16 protein-coding genes are annotated in these 16,491 nt (G+C 54.9%); 13 read left to right on the top strand and 3 right to left on the bottom strand.

The features are described from left to right. Positions 1-27 precede the first annotated feature (27 nt). The 11 genes from ATG98_RS14820 (at position 28) to ATG98_RS14870 (ending at position 13,071) form a co-directional block, all read left to right on the top strand. Positions 28-984: a substrate-binding periplasmic protein gene (locus ATG98_RS14820; protein ID WP_098417921.1), complete on the top strand. Its 957-nt coding sequence runs from the start codon at positions 28-30 to the stop codon at positions 982-984. Between the two features lie 212 nt (positions 985-1,196). Then, a complete protein-coding gene (locus tag ATG98_RS14825) occupies positions 1,197-2,972 on the top strand; it encodes a PQQ-dependent methanol/ethanol family dehydrogenase (protein ID WP_098417922.1) in 1,776 nt (591 codons plus the stop codon). A gap of 192 nt (positions 2,973-3,164) precedes the next feature. Then, on the top strand, positions 3,165-4,685 hold the full coding sequence (locus ATG98_RS14830; protein WP_098417923.1) for an aldehyde dehydrogenase family protein: 1,521 nt from the start codon (positions 3,165-3,167) through the stop codon (positions 4,683-4,685). 305 nt (positions 4,686-4,990) lie between these two features. Continuing rightward, entirely contained in the window at positions 4,991-5,062 is a 72-nt protein-coding gene (gene pqqA / locus ATG98_RS14835) for a pyrroloquinoline quinone precursor peptide PqqA (RefSeq protein WP_007153157.1), read from the top strand. Between the two features lie 56 nt (positions 5,063-5,118). Beyond that, entirely contained in the window at positions 5,119-6,051 is a 933-nt protein-coding gene (pqqB, locus tag ATG98_RS14840; RefSeq protein ID WP_098417924.1) for a pyrroloquinoline quinone biosynthesis protein PqqB, read from the top strand. Continuing rightward, positions 6,048-6,803 (top strand): pyrroloquinoline-quinone synthase PqqC, encoded by a 756-nt coding sequence (gene pqqC, locus ATG98_RS14845; RefSeq protein WP_098417925.1) that lies wholly within the window; start codon positions 6,048-6,050, stop codon positions 6,801-6,803. The genes pqqB and pqqC overlap by 4 nt, the downstream gene beginning before the upstream one ends. Continuing rightward, positions 6,803-7,096, top strand: coding sequence for a pyrroloquinoline quinone biosynthesis peptide chaperone PqqD (gene pqqD / locus ATG98_RS14850; protein ID WP_098423702.1), 294 nt, complete (start codon positions 6,803-6,805; stop codon positions 7,094-7,096). The genes pqqC and pqqD overlap by 1 nt, the downstream gene beginning before the upstream one ends. Beyond that, positions 7,093-8,250 (top strand): pyrroloquinoline quinone biosynthesis protein PqqE, encoded by a 1,158-nt coding sequence (pqqE, locus tag ATG98_RS14855; RefSeq protein ID WP_098417927.1) that lies wholly within the window; start codon positions 7,093-7,095, stop codon positions 8,248-8,250. Before pqqD ends, pqqE begins: the two co-directional genes overlap by 4 nt. 70 nt (positions 8,251-8,320) lie before the next feature. After that, complete coding sequence (locus tag ATG98_RS14860) at positions 8,321-10,126, top strand: prolyl oligopeptidase family serine peptidase (protein WP_098424466.1); 1,806 nt, start codon at positions 8,321-8,323, stop codon at positions 10,124-10,126. Positions 10,127-10,175: 49 nt separating this feature from the next. Continuing rightward, entirely contained in the window at positions 10,176-11,339 is a 1,164-nt protein-coding gene (gene ercA / locus ATG98_RS14865) for an alcohol dehydrogenase-like regulatory protein ErcA (RefSeq protein WP_098423704.1), read from the top strand. Then, complete coding sequence (locus ATG98_RS14870) at positions 11,323-13,071, top strand: ATP-binding protein (protein WP_098423706.1); 1,749 nt, start codon at positions 11,323-11,325, stop codon at positions 13,069-13,071. Before ercA ends, ATG98_RS14870 begins: the two co-directional genes overlap by 17 nt. A 54-nt stretch (positions 13,072-13,125) precedes the next feature. Here the strand turns inward: ATG98_RS14870 and ATG98_RS14875 are convergent, their stop codons facing one another. Both ATG98_RS14875 and ATG98_RS14880 read right to left on the bottom strand, forming a co-directional pair. Continuing rightward, positions 13,126-13,551 (bottom strand): GFA family protein, encoded by a 426-nt coding sequence (locus tag ATG98_RS14875; protein WP_098417930.1) that lies wholly within the window; start codon positions 13,549-13,551, stop codon positions 13,126-13,128. A 174-nt stretch (positions 13,552-13,725) separates the two neighbouring features. Next, a complete protein-coding gene (locus tag ATG98_RS14880) occupies positions 13,726-14,688 on the bottom strand; it encodes an IS1595 family transposase (RefSeq protein ID WP_098417931.1) in 963 nt (320 codons plus the stop codon). Between the two features lie 108 nt (positions 14,689-14,796). Between ATG98_RS14880 and ATG98_RS14885 the strand changes: the two genes are divergently transcribed. Beyond that, entirely contained in the window at positions 14,797-15,546 is a 750-nt protein-coding gene (locus ATG98_RS14885; RefSeq protein WP_098417932.1) for a CLCA_X family protein, read from the top strand. Positions 15,547-15,584: 38 nt separating this feature from the next. Here ATG98_RS14885 and ATG98_RS14890 read toward each other — a convergent pair whose 3' ends face one another. Continuing rightward, the gene (locus tag ATG98_RS14890) at positions 15,585-15,935 is read right to left on the bottom strand and encodes a hypothetical protein (protein WP_098417933.1); all 351 of its coding nucleotides are present in this window, start codon (positions 15,933-15,935) and stop codon (positions 15,585-15,587) included. A gap of 196 nt (positions 15,936-16,131) precedes the next feature. Here ATG98_RS14890 and ATG98_RS14895 point away from each other — a divergent pair, with 196 nt between their 5' ends. Further along, positions 16,132-16,422: a DUF6482 family protein gene (locus tag ATG98_RS14895; RefSeq protein WP_098417934.1), complete on the top strand. Its 291-nt coding sequence runs from the start codon at positions 16,132-16,134 to the stop codon at positions 16,420-16,422. The last annotated feature ends 69 nt before the right edge of the window (positions 16,423-16,491 follow it).

The following is a 16,491-nucleotide window of genomic DNA, read 5'->3' on the forward strand; positions in this document are numbered from 1 at the left end:
CGGCCTTTCGCCGTTTGGGAGAAAACAATGAAAGCGCTGTTGCGATGTTTGGTAATGATGCTGGTGTTTCAAACGGGCGTGGCTCAGGAAATGAATGACGGTGACGAGCTGTTGAACCGGCCCGCCGAACGTTCTTACGACATCATTCTGGAGTCCGGTTATCTGAAAGTAGGGGTGTACCAGAATTTCCCTCCTTACTCTTACTTGGTGGATGGCGAACCGCAGGGTGTAGACGTGGAACTGGGCAAACGTATTGCTGCTGCTATGGGTGTGGAATTCAAAGTGCATTGGATTGTACCGGATGAGAATCTCGGGGATGACCTGCGCAACAACGTGTGGAAAGGGCACTATCTGGCCAAGCAACGTCTGGCCGATGTGATGATGCGGGTGCCTTACGACAAACAATACGCCTACATGCAGGATTCTACCGGCGAGTACATGAACGAGCAGGTAGTGCTTTTTGGTCCTTACCAGCAAGAAACCTGGCAAATCGCTTACAACCCGCAAAAGATGGACTCCGTCGAAACCATTGCTATGTTCCAGTACCACCCGATTGGCGTGGAAATAGACACCTTGCCGGACTTTTATCTGACCTCTGGCCTGAACGGTCGTCTTCGCGGTCAGGTTCGCCATTACACCAATGTTCACGAGGCGTTCAGTGCCATGCGCGATGGCGACGTCAGCGCCGTTATGGGCATGCGTGCTGAAATCGATCATGAGTTATCGAAAGCCGAAAACAGCGGGTTCAGGCAGGCTGGCAATGCTTTCCCCAGTATTGGCAAGCAGGTTTGGGATGTGGGAATGGCCATCAAAAGCACACATCGACAACTGGGTTATGCCCTTGAAGAGATTGTGGGCAAGATCGTTAAATCGGGGGAGTTGGAAGGGATGTTTGCTGACGTTAACCTGCGCTACAGCGTGCCCCAGTATTATCGGGCGTTCCTGAGCGAAGAGGCGATTGCGCAGGCCGAGGGTAAACCCTAACGCCCGTTGCAGATGACCTACCATCGCAATTTTTGTTTAAACCCACGCCTTTGACGTGGGTTCTTTTGTGAGGGTAGTACGACCAAGTGATGAGAAAAACACGCCCGGGGAATCATTGTTGATTACACCGGTAAAGCGAAGAATCTGTACAGAGGCGGGAAAACTTCCCGATTCACCGAAAACTGATAACAAGAGACTCGGAGAGCGCAACCATGAGATCGAATAGATTCGGCATTCGCATTGCAGTCAGCGCCTTGGCTTTGGCCGTTTCCTACGGCGCCCAGGCGGTAACCGACGAAGACATTCTGAACGATGCCAACACGCCAGGCGACATTGTCAGCTATGGCATGGGCACTCAAGGGCAACGATTCAGCACCATTGAAGATTTGAACACTGACAACATCCGCTATTTACAGCCCGCGTGGGCGTTTTCTTTTGGCAGTGAAAAAATGCGCGGCCAGGAATCCCAGCCAATGATTAAGGATGGCGTAATGTACGTTACCGCCTCCTACTCCCGCGTTTATGCGATTGATGCAAGAACGGGCTTAGAAATCTGGCAATACGATGCCCGCCTGCCAGATGGCATCATGCCCTGCTGTGATGTGGTCAACCGAGGTGTTGCGCTTTACGGCGATAAAGTCTACTTCGGCACTCTGGACGCTAAGCTGGTCGCGCTGAACAAAGACACCGGCAAGCCGGTTTGGATCAAAACAGTCGCGGATTATCAGGCCGGCTATGCCATCACCGCTGCCCCGATTGTGGTGAAAGGAAAACTGATTACTGGCGTGGCTGGCGGTGAGTTTGGCGTAGTGGGTAAAGTGGAAGCTTACGATCCGGAAACCGGCGACCTGATTTGGACCCGGCCTACGGTGGAAGGACATATGGGCTATGTCTATAAAGATGGCAAGCCCGTTGAAAACGGTATTTCCGGTGGCGAAGCAGGGAAAACCTGGCCCGGCGACATGTGGAAGAACGGCGGCGCGGCCCCGTGGCTGGGCGGCACTTATGACTCCGACACCGATTCGTTATTTTTTGGTACTGGCAACCCGGCACCTTGGAACTCGCACTTGCGACCGGGGGATAACCTGTTCTCCTCTTCGCGCCTGGCCATTGATCCAGATGACGGCAGTATCAAGTGGCACTTCCAAACCACGCCCCACGACGGCTGGGACTACGATGGTGTTAACGAGCTGATTTCATTCAACTACGAAGAAGATGGTAAAACCGTGATGGCTGCGGCTACCGCGGACCGCAACGGCTTTTTCTATGTTTTGAATCGTGAAAATGGCGACTTCATTCGCGGCTTCCCGTTTGTGGACAAAATTACCTGGGCCACCGGGCTTGATCCAAAAACCGGCCGGCCGATTTATGCCGAGACGGGGCGCCCGGGTGACCCTTCTTCAGTCGACGGCATGAAAGGCGAAACGGTTCTGGCGCAGCCGGCCTTCCTGGGTGGTAAAAACTGGATGCCGATGGCGTTCAGCCAAGACACCGGCCTGTTCTACGTACCCTCAAATGAGTGGTCAATGGACATTTGGAACGAGCCCGTATCCTACAAAAAAGGCGGAGCGTATCTGGGCGCAGGTTTCACCATCAAACCAACAAATGACGATTACATTGGCGTTTTGCGGGCTATGGATCCGAAAACCGGCGAGGAAGTGTGGCGTTACGAGAACCCGGCACCTTTGTGGGGTGGGGTAATGGCTACCGCTGGTAACCTGGTGTTCACCGGTACTCCGGAGGGCTTTTTGAAAGCGTTTGACGCCAAAACCGGCGAAGAGCTCTACAAATTCAACACCGGCTCAGGCGTGGTAGGCACCCCGGTGACCTGGATGATGGACGGCGAGCAGTTCGTTTCTGTATCGTCAGGTTGGGGCGGAGCGGTTCCGTTGTGGGGCGGCGAAGTGGCTAAGGTGGTCAAAGACTTCAACCAGGGCGGTATGGTCTGGACCTTCAAACTGCCGAAGGATCGTGTCGCCAGCAAGTGATTCCTGAATGCGATGAAAGCAGGCGCCAGAGGGCTGGATTTGATGATCAGCCGGCTGGCGCCGACTAGTACTAAGGGATGAGTTTTTCACCCCTATCGCATCATTCAACCATAAAGGTTTAGTATTTACATTGGGTGGGTGAATACGAAAGCCCACGTTGGCGAGCAACAAACACAAAAAGAGGTCGAAACCATGATCTATGCACAACCAGGAAAGGAAGGCTCTGTCGTTTCTTTCAAAGCGCGTTATGAAAACTACATTGGAGGCGAGTGGGTTGCCCCGGTAAAAGGGCAGTATTTTGATAATATCACGCCGATTACCGGTAACGTGATTTGTGAAATTCCCCGTTCTACAGCCGAAGACATCGAGCTGGCACTGGACGCGGCGCACAAAGCGGCGCCGGCCTGGGGCCGAACGTCGGTGCAGGAACGTTCCCGTATCCTGTTGAAAATAGCGGACCGTATAGAAGAAAATCTGGAATTGCTGGCGGTTGCAGAAACCTGGGACAATGGCAAAGCCGTTCGTGAAACCCTGAACGCTGACATTCCACTAGCCGCTGACCACTTCCGTTATTTTGCCGGTTGTATTCGCGCCCAAGAAGGCCATATGGGTGAAATCGACCATAACACCGTGGCTTATCACTTCCACGAGCCTTTGGGTGTGGTGGGGCAAATCATTCCCTGGAACTTCCCGATTCTAATGGCAGCCTGGAAGCTGGGCCCATGCCTTGCGGCCGGCAACTGCACGGTATTAAAGCCGGCGGAGCAAACGCCCGCGAGCATACTGATACTGATGGAACTGATTGGTGACCTGCTGCCGCCGGGCGTGCTTAACGTGGTCAACGGTTACGGTATTGAAGCCGGCCAGGCACTGGCGACCAGCAAGCGCATTGCTAAAATCGCCTTTACCGGCTCTACACCGGTAGGCACGCACGTTTTGAAATGCGCCGCTGAAAACCTTATTCCGTCCACGGTGGAACTGGGTGGAAAATCGCCAAACATTTATTTCGCAGATGTGATGAAAGCCGAGCCTGAATTCATCGACAAGTGCATTGAAGGCCTGGTTTTGGCGTTCTTCAACCAGGGTGAAGTGTGTACCTGTCCGTCCCGCGCCCTGGTGCAGGAAGACATGTACGACGAGTTTATGGAAAAAGTGGTTGCCCGTACCAAGGCAATCAAGCGCGGTAACCCGCTGGATACCGACGTTCAGGTGGGCGCCCAGGCCAGCAAAGAACAATTCGACAAGATTCTGTCATACCTTGAGATTGGCAAGCAAGAAGGCGCTGAAGTGCTCACCGGCGGCGGCCGCGAGCATCTGGAAGGCGAGTTTGCTAACGGCTTCTACATCCAGCCCACGCTGTTTAAGGGCGACAACAAGATGCGGGTGTTCCAGGAAGAGATCTTCGGCCCGGTTGTGGGGGTAACTACTTTCAAAACCGAGGAAGAAGCGCTGGCCATCGCCAACGATACCCAGTTTGGCTTGGGCGCTGGTGTCTGGTCCCGTGATACCAACCTTGCTTACCGCATGGGCCGCAACATTCAGGCCGGCCGGGTATGGATGAACTGCTTCCACGCGTATCCCGCCCACGCAGCTTTTGGTGGTTATAAGAAGTCCGGTATTGGTCGCGAAACCCATAAATTGGCGTTGGATCATTACCAGCAGACCAAGTGCATGCTGACCAGCTACGACGTAAACCCGTTGGGCTTTTTCTAGCCCCGGGCTTGCACACTGATCGGGTGTTATTTTTGCCCCGGCGTTTGCCGGGGATCTTTCTTTGTGAGGGGCAGTCATGTGTTGCTCTTCTTTGGCCCCCCGTGGGCCTTTTTTGTTTTGCCGCGCTAAAACGTGCTTGGGCATGTTGGCGAGGCTCCGCCTTTACAACACAAGGTGCCCTAAAAACAGTGCGAAAGTACCATATTGGTCATTTGCTGCTACCTTTACGATGGGTTTTAGGGAAGAGGTGAAAGCGCCGATATTCCCTTGATGCGCAAACAATCACGATAAAAGAGGTATGCATTATGTGGACAAAGCCAGCTTATGAAGATCTGCGTATTGGTTTCGAAGTCACTATGTACTTCGCCAACCGCTGAAGTCTGAAGTAGCCAGCGCCTCGGCGTTGGCTGTTTTACTTCCGGAGCTTCTGCTTATGTATATTCAGGTTCTTGGTTCAGCGGCAGGCGGCGGTTTTCCCCAGTGGAACTGCAATTGCACAAATTGCGACGGTTTGCGAAAAGGCACTGTTAACGCCCACGCACGCACCCAGTCATCCATCGCGGTCAGTGAAGACGGCGAACGCTGGATTCTCTTTAACGCCTCTCCCGATATTCGCGCCCAGCTGGCGTCGTTTCCTGCCATGCAGCCGGCTCATGCGCTGCGCGACACAGGCATTGCAGCGGTACTGTTGATTGACAGCCAGGTGGATCACACAACCGGCCTGTTGACTCTGCGTGAAGGTCTGCCGCTGGACATCTGGTGTACCGCACAGGTGCACGAAGACCTTAGTTCCGGCTTTCCGCTGTTCCCTATGTTGAAACATTGGAACGGCGGCCTGAACTGGCAGGAAATTGCCCTTGGCGATGGCGCCCAAGCTTTTGTTATTCCCTGTGCGCCGCATCTGAAACTCACCGCTATTCCCTTGCTGAGCAATGCGCCGCCTTATTCGCCACGCAGGGACCAGCCGCACCCCGGTGACAATATTGGCGTGTTCATTGAAGACACGCGCACAGGGGTCACCGTGCTTTACGCACCGGGGCTTGGCAAGCCTGACGAGCACATACTTCAATGGATGCGCCAGGCTGATGTGTTGATGGTTGATGGCACGGTATGGCATGACGACGAAATGATTCGCCAGCACGTCGGCACAAAAACCGGTCAAGACATGGGGCATCTAGCTCAAAGCGGCCCCGGTGGCATGATTGAAGTGCTGGACACTATGCCGGCCAGGCGCAAGATTTTGATACACATCAACAACACCAATCCGATTTTGAACGAGGACTCCGCCGAGCGGGCGCAGCTGGCGCAGCACGGAATTGAAGTGGCCTGGGACGGAATGCACATTGATCTGTCGGAGGCGCCATGAACGCCATTGTGAAAACCACCCTGAATCACGCAGACTTTGAACAGGCGCTACGTAATAAGGGCCGGCTCTATCATATCCATCACCCCTATCACCAAGCCATGTACAGCGGGCAATGCAGCCCGGAACAAATCCGTGGCTGGGTGGCCAACCGCTATTATTACCAGGTGATGATTCCGCGCAAAGACGCGGCGATTATGGCCAATTGCCCAGATGCCAGCGTGCGCAAACAATGGCTGCAGCGTATTCTTGACCACGATGGTCACGACGGCGATGTGGGCGGCATTGAAGCCTGGCTGTGCCTTGCAGAAGCTGTCGGGCTGACTCGCGAAGAAGTGATCGACCAGCGCCATGTGTTGCCCGGCGTGCGGTTTGCGGTGGACGCCTATCTGAATTTCGCCCGCCGCGCGACCTGGCAAGAAGCCGCCTGTTCTTCGCTGACCGAGCTGTTTGCGCCGGAAATTCACCAGTCTCGTCTGGACAGCTGGCCAGAACATTACCCGTGGATTGACGAGGCGGGCTACAGCTACTTCCGCAAGCGGCTTTCGGAAGCCCGCCGCGATGTGGAGCATGGCCTAGCCATTACGCTTGAATATTTCACCAGCGCAGCCGATCAAGCTCGCGCCCTGGAAATTCTACAGTTTAAGCTGGATATTCTCTGGAGCCTGTTAGACGCCCTGACTATGGCTTACAGTCACAAAACGCCGCCGTTCCATACGGTTACCGATCAGCAAGTCTGGCACAGGGGTCTGTGATGGCAGACTCGGCAGAGGTTGGGGGAACAGATGGAAACATACCCCGTTTCCGCCGTGGTTTCCGGTTTCAGTGGGAGCCGGTACAGAACGGCTATGTGTTGCTCTACCCCGAGGGCATGGTGAAGCTTAACGAAAGCGCCGGCGCTATTCTGCGCGAAGTGGACGGCCAGCGCTCCGTGCAGGACATTGTTAGTGCGGTGGAACAGGCCTTTCCCGAGGCCGGGTCGCTGGCGGGCGATGTTAACGAGTTTCTGCAACACGCCTGCGAACAACATTGGATTGAACTTTCATGAATATGCCTTTATCCACGCTGACCGGCCAGAAAGCGGCCACCATTGGGCCACCGTTATGGTTGCTGGCGGAGCTGACCTACCGCTGCCCGTTGCAGTGCCCGTACTGTTCAAACCCATTGGATTTTGCACAGACCGAGCGTGAACTCAGCACGGAAGACTGGGTGAAAGTGCTACGCCAGGGGCGGGAGATGGGCGCGGCCCAACTAGGGTTTTCCGGCGGTGAGCCGCTGGTGCGTCAAGATCTTCAAGAGCTGATTGCTGAAGCGCGGCACTTGGGCTACTACAGCAATCTGATTACGTCTGGCCTGGGCCTGACTAACGCCAAAGTAGAGGCGTTCGCCGGTGCCGGGCTGGACCATATTCAGGTGAGTTTTCAGGCCTCAGACCCGGAGCTGAACAACGCTTTGGCAGGTTCGCGCAAAGCGTTTGAACAAAAATTGGCGATGGCGCGGGCGGTGAAAGAAGCGGGCTACCCCATGGTTCTGAATTTCGTGATCCACCGCCACAACATTCATCAGATGAACGACATTATGGCGCTGTGTAAGCGCCTGGGGGCGGATTTTGTCGAGCTGGCTACCTGCCAGTATTACGGCTGGGCTTTTAAAAATCGCGAAGGGCTAATGCCTTCAAAGGCACAGCTGGAGAAGGCTGAGCGGGAAGTGAATCAGTATCGTGCGCGCCTGTTGGACGAGGGTTCGGCCATGAAGCTGATTTTTGTTACCCCCGACTATTACGAGGAGCGCCCTAAAGCCTGCATGAACGGTTGGGGCAGTCTGTTTTTGACGGTGGCACCGGACGGTGCTGCCTTGCCATGTCACAGCGCGCGTTTGTTGCCTATCGATTTTCCCAATGTGCGCGACAATGATCTGAAACACATCTGGTACGACAGCCCGGGCTTCAACCATTACCGCGGCGATAGCTGGATGCCGGAGCCGTGTCAGTCCTGTGATGAAAAAGAAAAAGATTTTGGCGGCTGCCGCTGCCAGGCCTTCCTGCTGACCGGTAACGCCGATAACGCCGACCCGGTGTGCAGCAAATCGGCCCACCACGACCGCGTCCTGGCTGCACGCCAGGCCGCCGACCATGCCACAGCAGGCATTGAGGAACTGACCTATCGCAACGCCGGCAACTCCCGCATGTTCTTCCGCAGTTAGTCAGCCCGCAGCCAAAGGCTTACTGAGCGCCACCGAAGCCTGCGCTGGCTACACCCAGCGCAGCGGTTTGGTGGCGTCAGGCGCTGGCGTATTCTGGCTGCAAAACGAACCCGAAACCGGCGCCAGCCGGATATGGCACCTGGATGACCAAGGGGTAGCGTTGGCGTTGGATACCAATCTGCGCAATCTTCGCAGTCGGGTGAATGGCTACGGGGGCGGTGCCCTGGCTGCCGCACCGGATGGCGTGTTTGCCGTTAGCGACGATCAACGCATTCACTTTATCCCCTTGGGTGCAGAGCAAAGCCAGGTGCTGACGACCGATACCGCCGCTTATGGCGGATTGCGGGCTGATCCATTGCGGCAACGGGTGCTGGCGGTACGTGAAACCGGGCAGGGCGTGGTGAATGGCCGCCAGCAACTGGTCGCGGTGGCTCGCGATGGCACGCTGACGGTGCTGCACCAGGGCGAAGATTTTTACAGTGCGCCCGCGTTGTCGGCAGACGGCCGGCACATTGCCTGGGTGAGCTGGCAACTGCCCGATATGCCCTGGCTGCAAACCCGTGTGTGGACGGCGAACATAACGGGTGATGGCAAACTGGAGAATTCTCGGGTGCATACTGCTCCCCAGCCAGCGTCTATTCAGCAGCCGGTGTTTGCGGGGCAGGACCTTTGGGTGCTGTCCGACCATGAGGGCTGGTGGCAACCCTGGCAACTCGACACCCGGAACCCCGCGAGCATCTGGACAAAAGCCGCGGTGCCCGAATGCGACCATGCCAATGCACCCTGGCAACTGGGTGAAGTTCACCACTGCCCGCTACCGGGGGGAGGTTGGGCTCGCGCTCATTACCACCTCGGCCGTGGCGAGTTGTGGTTGTCGGGCCCTGGCCATCCAAACCCTGCACGGATTGCGCCGGCGTTCAGCGATTTTCGCAGCGTGTGCAGCTGTGGCGATTTTCTTTATGCCATTGCTCGTTCCCCGGACCGCCTGGATGCGGTGCTAAAAATAGACCCGCAAAGTGCTGAGGCGAGTGTCGTCGCTGGTGGCGAACCAGCGCTGCCCGGGCACGGTCTGGCGCAGCCAGTCTCGTTTCGAGTTCCGGCCCTTGCCCAGGAAACGACCGCGCCCCAAGGCTTTTTATATGTGCCTCTGACACCCGGCACCGAGCCACCGGCCCTGATTCTGGTGGCCCACGGTGGGCCAACCTCGGCGGCCTATCCGGTATTCAACCCCCTGGTTCAGTTCTGGTGCCAGCGCGGCTTTGCCGTGGCGGAAGTCAATTACCGCGGTAGCAGCGGGTATGGCCGTGCATTCCGGCTTGCACTGGCGGAGCGCTGGGGCGAGATTGATGTGGAGGACATGGCGCGGGCTGCAGATTCCCTGGTTGGCGCTGGCCAGGCCGATGGTAATCAGGTGTTTATTCAGGGCCGCAGTTCTGGCGGCTATACCGCGTTGATGGCATTAAGCCAGGATCAGCGCTACCGCGCCGGCGCCAGCCAGTTCGGCGTGACTGACCCTATGCAGTTACGGCGTATGACCCATCGCTTTGAATCCGGCTATCTGGACTGGTTGTTGGGGTGTCCCGACCGTCACCCACAACGTTGGCAGGCCCGTACACCCCGGTTACGTGCGGCGGCAATGGCCGCGCCGGTGATTTTTTTTCAGGGTGGGCAAGACAAAGTGGTGGTGCCCGAACAGACCCGCATAATGGTCGCGGCCATGGAGCAAGCCGGGCACAAACCAGAGCTTCACTGGTTTCAGAACGAAGGCCACGGTTTTTTACAACAGGCGAATCAGGCGGCCATGCTAGAGGCACTTTTCAGCTTTTATCAACGGCATGGTCGAAACACCCATGAATGCATAGAAAGCTTGAGTTAAACTCTCGGCTATTACTTACAAAAATAAACTTAACGTCGAGTGCTTGTTCATGGGTCACGACATATCTGCTTTAAGAAAATTTGTCTCGCCAGAGATCGTATTCGGAGCCGGATCAAGGAAGTCTGTCGCTAACTTCGCCAGTAATTTTGGCGCAAAACATGTGTTTCTGGTGTCGGACCCAGGCGTTGCAGCCGCAGGCTGGGTGGCTGAAATCGTTACCTTGCTGACCGATGCCGGCATACGTACTACGGTTTACACGGGTGTTTCGGCGAATCCCCGTGTAGATGAGGTTATGGCCGGTGCCGAGCTCTACAAATCCTCCGAGTGCGATGTGATTGTGGCCATTGGCGGCGGCAGTCCGATGGACTGCGCCAAGGGTATTGGCGTTGTGGTCAGCGATGGCCGCCACATTGTGGATTTCGAAGGGGTAGACACCATTGTAAACCCGCCGCCACCGATGATACTGATTCCGACCACGGCCGGAACCTCGGCTGATGTGTCACAGTTCGCCATCATTTCGGACCCTGCGCGCCGCTTCAAATTTTCCATCATCAGCAAAGCGATTGTGCCGGATGTTTCGCTGATCGATCCCGAAGTGACCGAAACCATGAGCAGCTATCTGACTGCCTGCACCGGCGTTGACGCCTTGGTGCATGCTATAGAGGCTTATGTGTCTACGGGCAGCGGGCCCTTGACCGATTCCCACGCGCTGGAAGCGATCCGCCTGATTAACCGCAATTTGGAACCCTTGGTGGCTAATACCGCCGATGCGTATTTGCGCGAGCAGATCATGTTGGCGTCCATGCAGGCCGGTCTGGCGTTTTCCAACGCAATCCTGGGTGCGGTTCACGCTATGTCCCACAGCCTGGGTGGTTTTCTGGATTTGCCCCATGGATTATGCAACGCGGTGCTGTTAGAACACGTGGTGGCTTACAATTTCCACTCAGCGGAAGAGCGCTTTCGTCGTGTTGCAGAAGCCATGAATATCGACACTCGTGGCATGAGCCAGGCCGAAATTCAGAAACGCTTGATGAGTCGCATTATTCAGCTCAAGCGCACCGTGGGGCTAGAGGCCAAGTTGTCAGAGTTGGGGGTCAGGGTGTCTGATATTCCGTCTCTCTCTGGCTTTGCATTGCAGGACCCGTGTATTTTGACCAATCCTCGCAAGTCGTCACTCAGAGATGTTCAGGTTGTGTATGAAGAAGCCCTTTGATGACGACCGTGGCTATGAGGTGGGTGATTTGTTGGGGCTGGGTCGCCAGTCTGTGCGCAAGAACTATTACCTCACGCTGCAAGAGCGCCTGGAGGAGTTAGAGCGGGAGCGTAATCGCTATAAGTGGCTGTTTGAAAAGGCACTCCACGGTATTTTTCAGGGTGATTTACGGGGTGGTTTTCTGGCTTGCAACCCGGCCATGGCCAAAATCTGCGGTTACCTCAGTGCTGAAGACTTGCAATCCCGGGTTATCCGCTTGCGTGAACAGCTTTTTTGCAGCGCCAATGAGTTTGATGCATTGCGCCAGGAGCTATTAGATAGCGGCAGCCTGAGCGCTCGCGAAACCCGCCTGCGTCGCGCCGATGCGACGCCGGTTAATGTCGCTATCACCCTGCTTAGGCGGCCAGATCTGGGGCCAGAGGTGGTTGAGGCGTTTGTGGCAGATATAACCGAGCGGGTGCAGGCGCGGCAGAAGCTAGTGCAGGTTAATGCTGACCTGGAGCGCCGGGTAGAAGAGCGCACCCAGGCGCTGCAGAACGCCAACGTTGGGCTGCATTTTCAGATTGCCGAACGGGAAAAAGTCGAGCGCGAACTGGTTATCACCGCCCAAGCCGCGCGCGATGCGAACCGCAGCAAAGACAAATATCTGGCAGCGGCCAGCCACGATTTACTGCAACCCCTGAATGCCGCGCGCCTGACCATATCGGCGCTGCAAGAAAGCGCGCTGCCGGCGGAAGAGGCGAGGATGGTGCACCAGGTGCATCGCGCGCTTGAAGGTGCCGAGGACTTGCTGGCGGATTTGCTGGATATTTCAAAACTGGACCAGCAGGCCATGGTACCGGATCTGCTATTGACCGACGTTGCTGCTCTGGCCAAAAGCCTGGGTGAAGAATTCGAAGCGGTGGCGACCAACGCCGGCGTGCGGTTCCACGTTCGTACTATTCCGGCGCTGGTAAAAACCGATCAGCGTATGCTCACCCGCATTCTTCGTAATTTACTGAGCAACGCCTTTCGCTACACCCTCAGCGGCCGTGTTCTGCTGGCACTGAGAGCCCGCCGCGACAGCCTGCGTATTGAAGTGTGGGATACCGGTGTGGGTATTGACGAAAGTAAGCTGAAGGATATTTTTACCGAATTTCATCAATTGTTGCCGCAAGGAACCGGCGGTCGCCAAGGTGCCGGGCTGGGGCTGGCGATTGTTGAGCGAATGGTGTCGGTGTTGGGCTACCGGATAGACGTGGTTTCGCGGCCGGGCAGAGGTTCGCGGTTTGCGCTGGTGCTGCCGGTGGACATGCAATCAGCCCGTCGAGCCGCGTTGCCGGCCACTGAAATTGTGCCCAGCTTTGTTCACGGCTTCGCTGGCATTTGGATAATGGTGATTGATAACGAGCCGGCCATACTCGCAAGCATGAAGCTGCTGCTAGAGCGCTGGGGCTGTTTGGTGATCACCAGTCCTGACGAGCATCAGGCTCTGGAATACCTGCGCCAGACCAATAACGTACCTGCAGCGGTGCTCGCCGATTACCACCTGGATGATGAAAAAACAGGCTGGCAGGCCATTTCAGCGATACGGACGTTATTGGGCGTGCCGGTACCAGCCGCCCTGATTACCGCAGACCGGGGCGATGAATTGCGTAAGCTGATGCGAACGCAGGAGGTGCCGATTTTAAACAAGCCGGTAAAACCCAACCGTTTGCGGGCATTGCTGACGAGTTTGCTGTCTGTGAAATAACGCAATGCCCGTGGTGATTTACAACACGGGCTTTGTGCCACGAACGAGCCGCTGCTATTCAGGCAGGGTTTCCCCGGAGCCACCCATTTCAGCGGGCATGTCTTTCATCTTGGGCAGGCCGTCTTTAATCGGTAACACCGACTCTTGATAATGCACATGCAGGGCCGGTTCAAATTCCAGATCCGGCAGGTTGGCAACGTATACATCCACCAGGCCCCAGGCAGGGTGGTCGGTAAATACATGGCCGCCGCACTGCTTGCACCATTTGCGGTGACTTTGCTCGGTCAGATGAAATTCAGCGACCTGATCAGCGCCCGAGAGCACTTCAAGCACGTTCGCGGGCCACAGCGAAAACGCATTGACCGGCCCTGCAGACCAGCGCCGGCAGGAATCGCAGTGGCAAAAGCCCATTGCTTCGGGAGTGCCGCTGACTTGAAACTGGACTACGCCACAAAAACACGCGCCTTGATGCTGATTCATTGCTTCACCCTCGTATTATTGTTCTGCTGATACAGTCTCAAAACAGCGATGGTTCTGTACATAAGACCAAATTGGTAATTTAAAGCGACTTTAGTTGTAGGCCACCTTCACCGGGTTTTCATTTTCAGATTTGACCCATCCGCTATTTCACTTCAGGATACTGTATAAATAAGGCTATGTTGGTATCTGCTGTTGTTTTATTCCTATCGCAGAACGAAGCCATGCCTCTTCTGATGAATCTCCGTTTTCAAAAAGCCGCCGCCAAGCTAGGTAGTTAGGCAAATATGCTGTACCCACGCCACGAAAGCGCGCTATCCAACCCTTCAGTCGGCTGATATAAGCGTTGACGTTCTGAATGTGGTATTCCTTGCCAATCACTCGCTGATGATCGAGTGTGATCAGTCGATGATGCGCGATGTCATGCTCGGCAGAGAAGGTTTTATACCAGCTGTGCCCGTCCGAACACAAAATCGAATCATGGTCTATGATCGGCTCCAGAAATGCGTGGACAGCTGATTTATTAAGCGTCGGACCTACCAGATCACTGATATGGCCGTTGCGATCACGAACAATAACGACTTGAACCTTATCCGCTTTCTTCTTTTTGCTGCCTTGCCCACCGCGCTTCCGTGCCATCCGATGCGTGAGGCGACGCTTTCCCTTACAAGATTCGAGAAACCACGTTTCATCGACTTCAATGATCCCCGATAAGGCGTTGGCATTGGTTTTGGCGGCAGAGGCTAAAAACCGGTGCCGCCAGCGAAATGCGGTTTTTAGATCGATGCCCAAGCGCTTCGCCGTGATGCGTAGCGTTAAGCTATCCAGCATGCAGCCCAGATACGCAAACCACTTATCACGGTGATGCAGTTTGGCCAGGGGCGTACCGGTGAGGGTGTTGAATGTTTTGTGGCAGACTGGATTGTGGCATCGATACCGCTGCAAGCCACCAGAACGCCCCCATTTGACGGGGTGTTCATTGCCGCAGTGAGGGCATAAAGGATGAGGTCTAGCCGTTTCGATTAGGGTGTCAGCCTGAGCGTTAATCTGGCCAAGAATTTGATTCGCGAGGTATTTTTTGAGTTCAACAGGGAGGCAGAATAGTAACTGTTCAATGGCGTTGATGTCTGTTCGCTTCATGACGTACTCCAGGGAAAACTGGATATACAGTATTTTATACAGTAATGTATAAATACGCCAACAGCAGATACCAACATATCCACATATAAACAGTAATCGGTGAAAATGATGATGACCGCCACCGCGACATCGTTCGTCACGATCAGACGCCAGTTTGATTTCCGCAGTATTGAAGTGGGTCGCTGGGTTACGCCAGAAGAGCGTGATTTTGCAGCGGTGCGTTTCTACCAGGCGCTGTGCGATTTAATGGCAATCCTCAAGAGCCCAGAGCTACTGATCTCGTTACGGAGCACGCTTAGTCTTCAGTACGGCATTGGTGGCAGGCCCGGTGTGGCCGCACACTACATTCCGGCGACACGGCAACTGGCGCTGGCCAAAAATGCCGGTGCGGGCAGTCTGGCTCATGAGTGGTTCCATGCCTTTGATCACTATATGGGCAATAAGGCCTTCCACAACCCGGTCAAGCATGGCTTTGCGTCCAGCGCATGGCTTGATAGTAAAAAACAGAAACAGCATCCGTTAAACGCCCGACTCGATCACTGCTTTCGCACTATCTTACTGAACGAGAGCGGCACTGAACCCAGTGATCAGTTTCAGTGTTCGCAACAAGCAGACAAGAAACTGAAAGTACTGTATTACGCTCGCCCCGAAGAGCTCTGCGCACGGGCCTTTGAAGCTTTTGTTGAAGACAGCAAGCCCAGCAATAGCTTTCTGGTACGTGGCACTGTTTATTCGGATGAGGCAAAGACGGGGCTATACCCAAGGGGCCAGCACAGAGAAGCGATTAACGAAGCTTTTGAAAACTACTTCCAGGCCTTGGGTAGGGCGTTATACCGCGAGCAGGCCCAAGCTGGATGAGAGGGGTAATCGCTCTCGTTGAGCCTGTATCAGCTCTCTTAAGAAAGGCGTTTTGAGTTAGCGATAGTACGTTCATGAAGAGGTTCAAGAATGCGCAAGCTGGTTGTCCACCAAGGCGTGTGGTCGCCGGACAGTATACCTAACCACGCCATTTGCACCTCAAGCCCCGTGTTCCAAAGCGCAGCGAGTTTTTCAGTGACCATGCGGCGATTTTCCAAAATCATTTTTGGATTTGAGGGAGCGTGCGTCGCCAGCATGCCAACGCGTAAATTTATGGTTAACAGTGCGGCAGGTCCGGCATCTATGAGAATGCTGCCCAGCTTTCGAACATCGGATCTAGCGTCGGATGTCATCGGAATTATTGCGGATAGGCAATTATGTTTAGACATTGTGCTTTCCAGAAATGAATGATTGGTAATGCGGCTGCTAATCGCTCGAAAATTCATACCAATCGCGAAGTATACGACAATGGTTACTCAACCGATTGCCTAGATTAGCATGCTATCACTATTATCAGGCTGCGGAATGATCTGCACATCACAACTTGGCGTAAGATTTAAAACACCCAATGCGAGAATAAATCCAATGCACATGACACTTAGCGATTTGAAATCCCGCAAGCACGAACCCATCAGCCTGGTAGAGATCGTGTCCATGGAGGGTCGTTATTACATGGTCCGCTTTTACATGGGGGGCTCAGGCTATGTTCTGGTGAATGATCAGGACAAAGTGATTATGTTTTTAGGTGCCAGCGCAGCACGTGAAGCAATGCGTGATTTTATTGTGGCGGATTTTGACTTGATTCCGCCGACCGGAACTGACGAAATGATCGGTATGCCGGATTCCAGCTCCGAGCCCATGCGGGTCCAGTTTTAGCGTATTGCCAAATGGTCTTTGCCAGGTTTCGGCTTCTTAGCCATCTGTCTGCTGACACTTGGTACTTCA

The organism is Marinobacter sp. LV10R520-4 (assembly GCF_002563815.1).
Classification (GTDB): domain Bacteria; phylum Pseudomonadota; class Gammaproteobacteria; order Pseudomonadales; family Oleiphilaceae; genus Marinobacter.